Source organism: Bacillus piscicola, assembly GCF_022458745.1.
In the GTDB taxonomy this organism is placed as follows: Bacteria; Bacillota; Bacilli; order Bacillales; family Marinococcaceae; genus Alteribacillus_A; species Alteribacillus_A piscicola.
In genome coordinates this window covers 1-7,994 of sequence record NZ_JAJJJF010000023.1, presented here as the reverse complement: position 1 = coordinate 7,994, position 7,994 = coordinate 1, and the positions used below count along the sequence as shown (strand labels likewise).

The 7,994-nt window shown below is 37.5% G+C and carries 7 protein-coding genes; 1 reads left to right on the top strand and 6 read right to left on the bottom strand.

Features of this window, described 5'->3' with window-relative positions; genetic code table 11:
* The first annotated feature begins 656 nt into the window (after positions 1 to 656).
* Positions 657 to 1,982 carry a TrkH family potassium uptake protein gene (locus LOR49_RS17120; protein WP_240378168.1) on the top strand — a complete coding sequence of 442 codons (1,326 nt, stop codon included), beginning with the start codon at positions 657 to 659 and terminating at the stop codon, positions 1,980 to 1,982.
* A gap of 363 nt (positions 1,983 to 2,345) precedes the next feature.
* On the opposite strand, the gene LOR49_RS17115 is transcribed toward LOR49_RS17120, so the two are convergent.
* From LOR49_RS17115 to LOR49_RS17090, 6 genes are all read right to left on the bottom strand, one after another.
* Positions 2,346 to 2,606, bottom strand: coding sequence for a hypothetical protein (locus tag LOR49_RS17115; RefSeq protein WP_240378167.1), 261 nt, complete (start codon positions 2,604 to 2,606; stop codon positions 2,346 to 2,348).
* Positions 2,607 to 2,734: 128 nt separating this feature from the next.
* A complete protein-coding gene (locus tag LOR49_RS17110) occupies positions 2,735 to 3,016 on the bottom strand; it encodes a hypothetical protein (protein WP_240378166.1) in 282 nt (93 codons plus the stop codon).
* Between the two features lie 123 nt (positions 3,017 to 3,139).
* Positions 3,140 to 3,502 carry a hypothetical protein gene (locus tag LOR49_RS17105; protein ID WP_240378165.1) on the bottom strand — a complete coding sequence of 121 codons (363 nt, stop codon included), beginning with the start codon at positions 3,500 to 3,502 and terminating at the stop codon, positions 3,140 to 3,142.
* 304 nt (positions 3,503 to 3,806) lie between these two features.
* On the bottom strand, positions 3,807 to 4,766 hold the full coding sequence (locus LOR49_RS17100; RefSeq protein ID WP_240378164.1) for a tyrosine-type recombinase/integrase: 960 nt from the start codon (positions 4,764 to 4,766) through the stop codon (positions 3,807 to 3,809).
* Between the two features lie 1,130 nt (positions 4,767 to 5,896).
* Positions 5,897 to 6,367, bottom strand: a complete 471-nt coding sequence (locus LOR49_RS17095; protein WP_240378163.1) for a hypothetical protein — start codon at positions 6,365 to 6,367, stop codon at positions 5,897 to 5,899.
* Between the two features lie 146 nt (positions 6,368 to 6,513).
* Positions 6,514 to 7,818 (bottom strand): S1 family peptidase, encoded by a 1,305-nt coding sequence (locus LOR49_RS17090; protein ID WP_240378162.1) that lies wholly within the window; start codon positions 7,816 to 7,818, stop codon positions 6,514 to 6,516.
* Positions 7,819 to 7,994 lie beyond the last annotated feature (176 nt).

Below are 7,994 nucleotides of genomic sequence, written 5' to 3'. Positions count from 1 at the left end.
ATGACGCTTGTTTATAACGCCTCCAGATTGGCGACGGATCGGATTAGAAAGGAAAAAGCAGAACAAATGTCCAAGTCAGCGTGACATAAAACACTTTTTTTAAAAAAAACGTCAAAAAAACACACAGGACTACTCTACGCTTTTTTAAAAAGAGAACTTATGAAATTGACTCACCTAATTAAATAATGAATATTTTATACCTTTAGTTTCTTGTTCAGAATCGAGTGGGGGATGCATATGATAATTTCATCACTTGGGAATGAATTTATTTCTATGGATGGGCTACTCTCTTTGAAAGCTTAAGCGTTCTATAAAATGACAGTAAAAGCTATAGATCATGTTTATATCAAGGTCATAGAGCAGGCAATGTCTCTATGACCCTTTTAGAAGCTTAAATTATTTCCAAAAACAAGAAAGGAATTTAATCTATGAAAAACAACCAATATGCAATCATAGAATTAGGGCGTTTTGGCTGAAGCTTATGTGAATAATTTATAATATCGGACTAGAAATTCTCGCTATGGGGAGAAAAAAGTTGCTGAATACGCCAACCACTATACCAAGCTGAACAAACTGATGTGACGAAACAACTGGTATGTTGGTAATAATCGGTTAGAGAAAAGATATATACCGATTTGAGAGGGATGGTGTCTAACATGAACTTTTACAATAAAGTTATAAATCTAAGTGCGCCTCAAGTTTTATTGACTGTCTTTGTCACCTTTATAGCTATTGGTACATTTTTATTAAAACTTCCTATTTCCACAGTTGAAGAGATTAGCTTAGTTGATGCTTTATTTACAGCAACTTCAGCCATGACTGTAACAGGACTGATTGTAGTCGATACCGGAACAACATTTACTTTATTTGGAGAAATTGTAATTATTTGCTTAATTCAAATAGGTGGCATTGGAATTATGACATTCGCTGTTCTTATCTTTTTGGTCCTTGGTCGTAAAATTGGCTTTAAACAGCGTCTGTTAATTCAACAAGCGTTAAACCAAACGTCCATTGGTGGAGTTGTAAAGCTTGTTAAACTGATTTTTGTCTTTTCCATTACGGTCGAGGCCATTGCCCTCACTATATTGTCTGCTAGATGGATACCCGAGTACGGACTAGCTAGAGGATTTTATTACAGCCTTTTTCATTCTGTCTCCGCCTTTAATAATGCAGGCTTTTCTATTTGGTCAGATAGCTTAATGAGATACGTTGGAGATCCAATTGTTAATCTTATCATTACCTTTCTTATTATTGTGGGGGGTATTGGCTTTACAGTATTGGTGGACCTGTGGACAAGTAAAGAATTCAGCAAAATGTCTCTGCATACTAAAATGATGCTCGTGGGAACACTCATTATAAACATCGTCGCTTTTTTTCTAATCTTTTTACTTGAATATAATAATCCTGAAACAATAGGCAATATGTCACAAAGTGGAAAACTATGGGCATCTTACTTTCAAGCCGTAACACCACGAACAGCTGGATTTAACACTGTAGATATTGGTTCACTTGAAGAACCCACCGTTTTCTTTATACTATTGCTAATGTTCATCGGAGCTGGAAGTGCGTCAACAGGTGGTGGAATAAAGCTAACTACATTTATTGCAATGCTGTTAACTGTAACTACTTTCCTTAAGAATCGCTCTGAAATTGTCCTGTTTCGAAGATCATTAAACCCTGTTGTTATCCTACGATCTTTAGCCATAGCCATGATTTCAATAGGACTCATATTTGTCGCTATTTTCATATTAGTACTTACTGAAGATGCACCTTTTATGATGATTGTATTTGAAGTTATTTCAGCTTTCGGAACGGTAGGATTGTCAATGGGATTGACAGGAGCATTAACGACGATCGGTAAGGTAGTCATTATTATTGTTATGTTTGTCGGTAAACTTGGACCACTAACCCTTGCTTTTTCTATAGCAAAACAATCAAAAGCAGCAATCCGTTATCCTAAAGAGGAGATTTTAACTGGATAAGTCTTAAGAAAGAAAAACAGGAACTATAATTATAGTTCCTGTTATTATGTTCATGACTAAAGCTGTCCAGTTAACTTAGTTAGTTGCAACGGTTACTTCGTATTTAAAACAAAGAAAATACTGACACTAGGTTAATTGATGAATTTAAGGGAATGCAGGCGGTTAAAGATTTCAGACGGTAATTGGGGATGTCTTATCTGATAGATACAATAAAAGCTTTCGTCCTGTGATAAAAGTAATGTAAAGAATGTCGTCATGGGTCTTCCCAAATCCTTTAAATCAAGCAATACAGAAGAAACTTATCAAACTGGCCCAACTCAGGCACAGTGCTTCCTCTAAAAATGCGTCCGATTGTTTAAAGCATTATTTCTCTTCTATATTTGGGGTTTCTTGTTTTTCCCAATCCGTTGGTCCCTCGCTTGAGCTAATGAACTTTTGCCAGTAGTCACCTGTTTTTTTATCAAATATTATTACGTTTTCTCCATTGGTTGGAACAAAATCATATCTGAATTGCTCTCCCATTTTACTGTTATTTCCATTAAAAGATTTAGAAACAATCCAAGAACCTAGCAGAATACATATTCCTAAAAAAACAATAGCTATTGCTTGCATATTCTTTCTCATACCCTAATCCCCTTTTTTATTTGTATTTCATACAAAATCTGACCCTATGCTCGAAGAAAAAAAGCTGATCCTTATTCCAGATTCGCGCCCTTTTGCGGAGTACTCGCTTAACAAACTTTTCTCTTTAGTTAAGGTATAAAATCAGAAGTTAAAAGTATCCAAAGAATTGCAAGTGGTATCACTAAACAAACTATATTAATGATTTTATGCTTCAAATCCTTTGCTTTATATAGTTCTCCAATGGAAAGTATTACACCAAATAATGAAAGGGCAGAAACAATTGATACGATTGCAAGTGAAATAATAGCTACGCCATTCGCGGAAATCATATTCCACAAAATTACATACAATGCGACCCCGATTAATATTAGGATATTGATAGTAACTGAATACCTTGTAGATTTTCTCATTGATTAACACCCCTTCTCTTACTAATCGCAAATCTGATGCTCTGAAAAGTGTGTGGAAATTATTAGTTTACACAATTTGGAAGCAATGCTGTTCTGGAAAAGCGCCCGATTGTTTTAAACGATTCAACTAGACTTCTTAAACTCCTTAGCAATTCGTATCAGCTGCAAACCATCAGAAGGAAAACCACTATAGCCTCCCGTCCAACGAGGATACGTTAAAGGAGTCATTGTTAAGATGAACTGAATAAAGCTAAGTGTTGCAGTCCAGCCAACAAATTGACTTACTTTACTTTGTGAAATTAAAAATGATAATACTCCAAGCAAAAGTGCCACTAACAATGACATTACAGGTCCACCAGCAAGTGCTATTGCCCTTTGTCGTCTATCTAAGCCTTCTTCCCAATGGGCAAAACCCATAAAGCCCCATTGAATGTGAAAATGAAGTCTTCCAAGTCTAAAGTTTTCTTTATTTCTCTCATCCTTCATCCCCAAATAGATATGTACATTGGATTTTGAAGTAGAGATAACTCCAAGACCATGGCCTATCTCATGAAGCAGGATACAAATGGGGCCAGCTAAAATAAAAAAGATTAAAGAAAATAACAGAACCTTCTCCCCCTTCGCTATTTTAATCCTTATAAGATTTTGACATTATACTGTCTATTCCTGCATACAGTCGTTCGATTAAATGGCCCGATTGCTGAACAAGACGAACCCTACATAATACAGTACTTTTGATCAATTCTTTTTACAAATTATCAAACTTTATTTCAAAGCTACAGGAATCACCCTATTTCCTCCCTAAATAAATCCGTGTTACATCATCTCTTCCATGTCCTAACTGCTCAGCGACATACAACCGTGCTTCATTGGCACTCATCCCGCCTATGGTGGCTTTTTCATATTGCGATCTGGCATAGGAGTGCCTCAGCCCATGAAACGTCAAATGAGGGCGTTGCACGTCAATGCCTAATTGTTTCGTATAGGTCGATGCTGATTCTTGTTCATTTTTTTCAGTAAAGACCTTTCTGTGATTTTGAAGCCAATTTTGAATGGATTTCATCGCTTGCCGGTGTGTTTGGCCATGGCTCGTGAATATTTTTTCATGTTTACTTTCAGCCAGTATTCGTTGTAAAACCCTTTTCGCCCCTTGATTTAATGGAACATCACGGGGAATTCCTCCTTTGGTTTTCGTCAGATGTAGATGTCCATTGATGAGTGCTTCTCTCATTTGCGTTCTTGTTAATCCTGTCGCTTCTTCTATCCGCAATCCCATCGTTCGGGCACAACCAATAGCCCACTCCACGTCTTTTCTCTCCATGATTCTTGCATGGTGTACAGCTTTAGTGACTTCTCTATTTTGCCATGACCGATCCACGCCAACGATTTTTCTTTTCTCAGCCCCAAGAATGTCATTATTATCCGGTAGCTTATGTCGAGCTTTTGGTAACATGGCGTGCAATTTCCGGACCGCAGACAAATCCGTTTTGATCGTAGCTGCCGAAACCCCTGCCTCTTGAGATTCCTTCACAAAAGACCGCAAATGTCCTTCGTTGATGTTTTTGAAATTCTTCGAGCCATAGTTGATTGCTAAATGCTTGGCAAATGATCGTACACCATCTCTATAGCGCGCAGTTCCTCTTTTTCCTTGGTGGTGCGTTCGCCAATCGAAAATTTTGTGTGCTTGATGCCACAAATTTTCGTAAATATTTTGCTGCTTAGGTGTCATGTTCCAATCCCGTTTTCCCATCTTCCTCCTCCTTCATAAATCTAAAAAAGGGTATACTTTCCCCGTCTGTATATCCCTGCTGTTTCAGACCTATTTCGGCGGTTAAATCCGCCGAAAGGTGAACAGCTCGGGGTTTGCCCGAGCTGTCTCATTCTTATATTCGATTCAAAAGAAATCGAATCACTAAGAATGAGACAGCTCTATTCGGTTGTCTGCTTTGTTAAGTAGCAGTCTGCATTCAACCCGCCATCGCAGGTGTGTCACTTGTGACACGATGCATGATGCGCAGGAACTGTCCACCTGCATCCGCAGGCACCACTTCGTGGTTGCGCAAGTTCTACTTCACAATGGGTTCACCACGTCCATTGCTACATCCATTGCCAATAGTTTCATGTAAACCTGCCTCAACAGTCGCCCGTTCTTCTCCCAGACACTTGCGATCCCGCCACAGGACACACATTTGGCGTTTTGTGCCACACGCTTTTTATCGATTGTTGCTTTCTCAACAAAACCATCATTTTTTAGCTCCTTCTCTCATTCATTTTTCTTTTCTCCCCTTTCTTTTTTCATTTTTTTGATATGTGGAACACAAAAAAGGCGTACCGATCCCACTGTAGTCAGTGTTTTCGATACGCCTCTATGTGCGTTTCTCTTTATTACAAGGCATAGATAGCCTAAGTAATCCTATTAATTGACATTCCCATTCACTAAAAGTTTGCCCTCATCCAGCAGTGACAGCGTCTAGCCCTGTCCCCGAGATGTACGCAAACAACCATTCGCTTTACTCCTCCTATCCGCCAGCGCTGTTTCCAACGAGCGGTGTGAAGGAAAACCATTCACTAAAAATAACTATGTATTTATCATAGCTATAAACATTTCTTTTGTCAAAATTCAAGAGGACGTCAAACAAGCTAATATAAGACACTTACAGCGCTTTTCTTCTTTTTGTGACTCTATTTACTTCCTCATATCTCGAAAATAGATAGATGAAGCTCACAGCAGATGACTATCCTCTGATTTTCTGATCTTTCTTTTTAAAATAATCAGTAAAGGGAGCGAGGGAATAAATAAAAAACAACACTGCCTATCTAGTTTTTTACTGCCAAGGGTAAGAAGAAACCTTTAAACTATATATTAGCCATCTGGAGATGTTACTCAATATAAATTAATTTTCCTATTTTTTCAGAAGTAGTAGTATCTTTTCCTGTATTATATTCGAATTCAACAGATAATATATATGCTCCCGATAAATCATTATTTTCCCCAAAGTAATCTCTGATTTCTTCATGGGGTTCATAGTTTGGTGTATAGGAATCAGAAGGTTCAATGAACTGTAACATACTGTGAGTTTCCTTTTCTAACCACTGTACTCTTCCATCTGTGAACGTATATATGTCTATTGCATCAGGGATTATCACTTCTTTAGTACCTCTATTAACCAGCGAAAGCTTTATTTCTTCGTCCTGTTGATAACGATCTTTATTCGTTTCAATGGCGAAGTTTATATCTTCTTGAACAAATTCATTTTCAAATTCATATTCAGAGTCATAGTAAGATTCAACTTTACTTTTCATATTATCAACTTCCTGATTAACGTTCTGCTCACCATCTATTCCATTCACATTATTTTGACAACCTACAATCACCATTAGCATTCCAAGAAATAAAAAATTGTTGGGTTTACAGAATGTTTTTATGTCGAGTGCCTCCTTTCTTTTAGCAGCAGAAAGACATTCGATTAGACATCATCCTTAAGCGTTACAATGTTTTAATCAGTAATTACTCGTACATCTAACATCGACTGCATTCTACTAATATTGACAAAACTTGCTGTCGTTGAACTACCGGAAGTATGAAGACCAACGATACGTGCTGCGTTATAAACAGGTGCGCCACTATCTCCGTTCGCAGAATTATAATCAGCCCTGGCTCTGTAGACTGTTCTTCCATCAACTTTTACTGCTGCATGAGGGTCTATTACTCTACCTCTAGTATTATAAGTTGTTCTCCCAGATTTGCGAACGGCTATTCCACTAGACGGTGCCAAAGTATCAACAATTGTTACATCTTGGTGGGCATGTTGAAAAATATATTTCGTCGCATACTTCCCAGACTTAGGTGTAATCAACGCTACATCTAAAGTTCCCCCTGCTTTATTGGTCGAGTAATTAACAGTCCCAATTCTTTCGCCGCCCTGGTAAACATTTTGATTTAAACTAGCACAATGACCGGCTGTCACAAAATTATTTGTGCGATTTGATAGTTTTCTCACTGAAAAACTGAATGTACAAGACCCAACTGGATTTGTATTTCTTCCAATAGCCAAACCACCTTCCATATAATCCACAGGATCTGTTCGACCTTGTTCAACTTCTTCAGAGTGCTCCTCCAAATGAATATCTTTACCATACAATTCTTTAATAGTAGCTTCAGTTTCTGTATTCAATTCTTCCACATCGATACCAATAGTGTTTTTTTCGTAATGGACGTAGACGCTAGTTATGCCTAATTCCGAGAACTTGTCATCTTGTACAATTGCTTTTTGCCGATCTCTTAACTCTTGCTCAGAAAATTCCACATAGGATACCTTAATCTTTTCTTTTAAAGGTGTGGATTGTGCAATTTCGTCTACCATTTCATTTACTTCACGACTATCTTTCAAATCTTCTTTAATGTTAACATGAACAATTCCTTGTTTTCGAGTATCTATGTAAACGGACGCAAAGCCACTGTACTCGTCTTCAGTTGTCCTTATAATTTCTTCAACTTCCTCCATATAGGTAGTCATAGAATCAATGTCTTGTATGATCTTCAATTCCGAAGCAGTCAATCTAATGTCATGATCACTATGAGTTGCTAAACGATAATTTTGATCCAAAGCTCTGAATATAGCTTTATTTGATGTGTCTAGACCGTGAATTTCTCTAAAGACCTTTTGGTCTAAATATTCTTCTTCTGTAACCCCGTCTGGTAACTCAGGAATCTCATCAGCTTCCACCTCGCCAATGAAGATGCCAGAAAAGAGGGACACTACAAATAAAAAATTAAATAGCAAGAGCTTTAAAATTTTCATAGTTGAGTCAATTTCATAAGTCCTCTTTTTAAAAAAGCGTAGAGTAGTCCTGTGTGTTTTTTTGACGTTTTTTTTTAAAAAAGTGTTTTATGTCACGCTGACTTGGACATTTGTTCTGCTTTTTCCTTTCTAATCCGATCCGTCGCCAATCTGGAGGCGTTATAAACAAGCGTCAC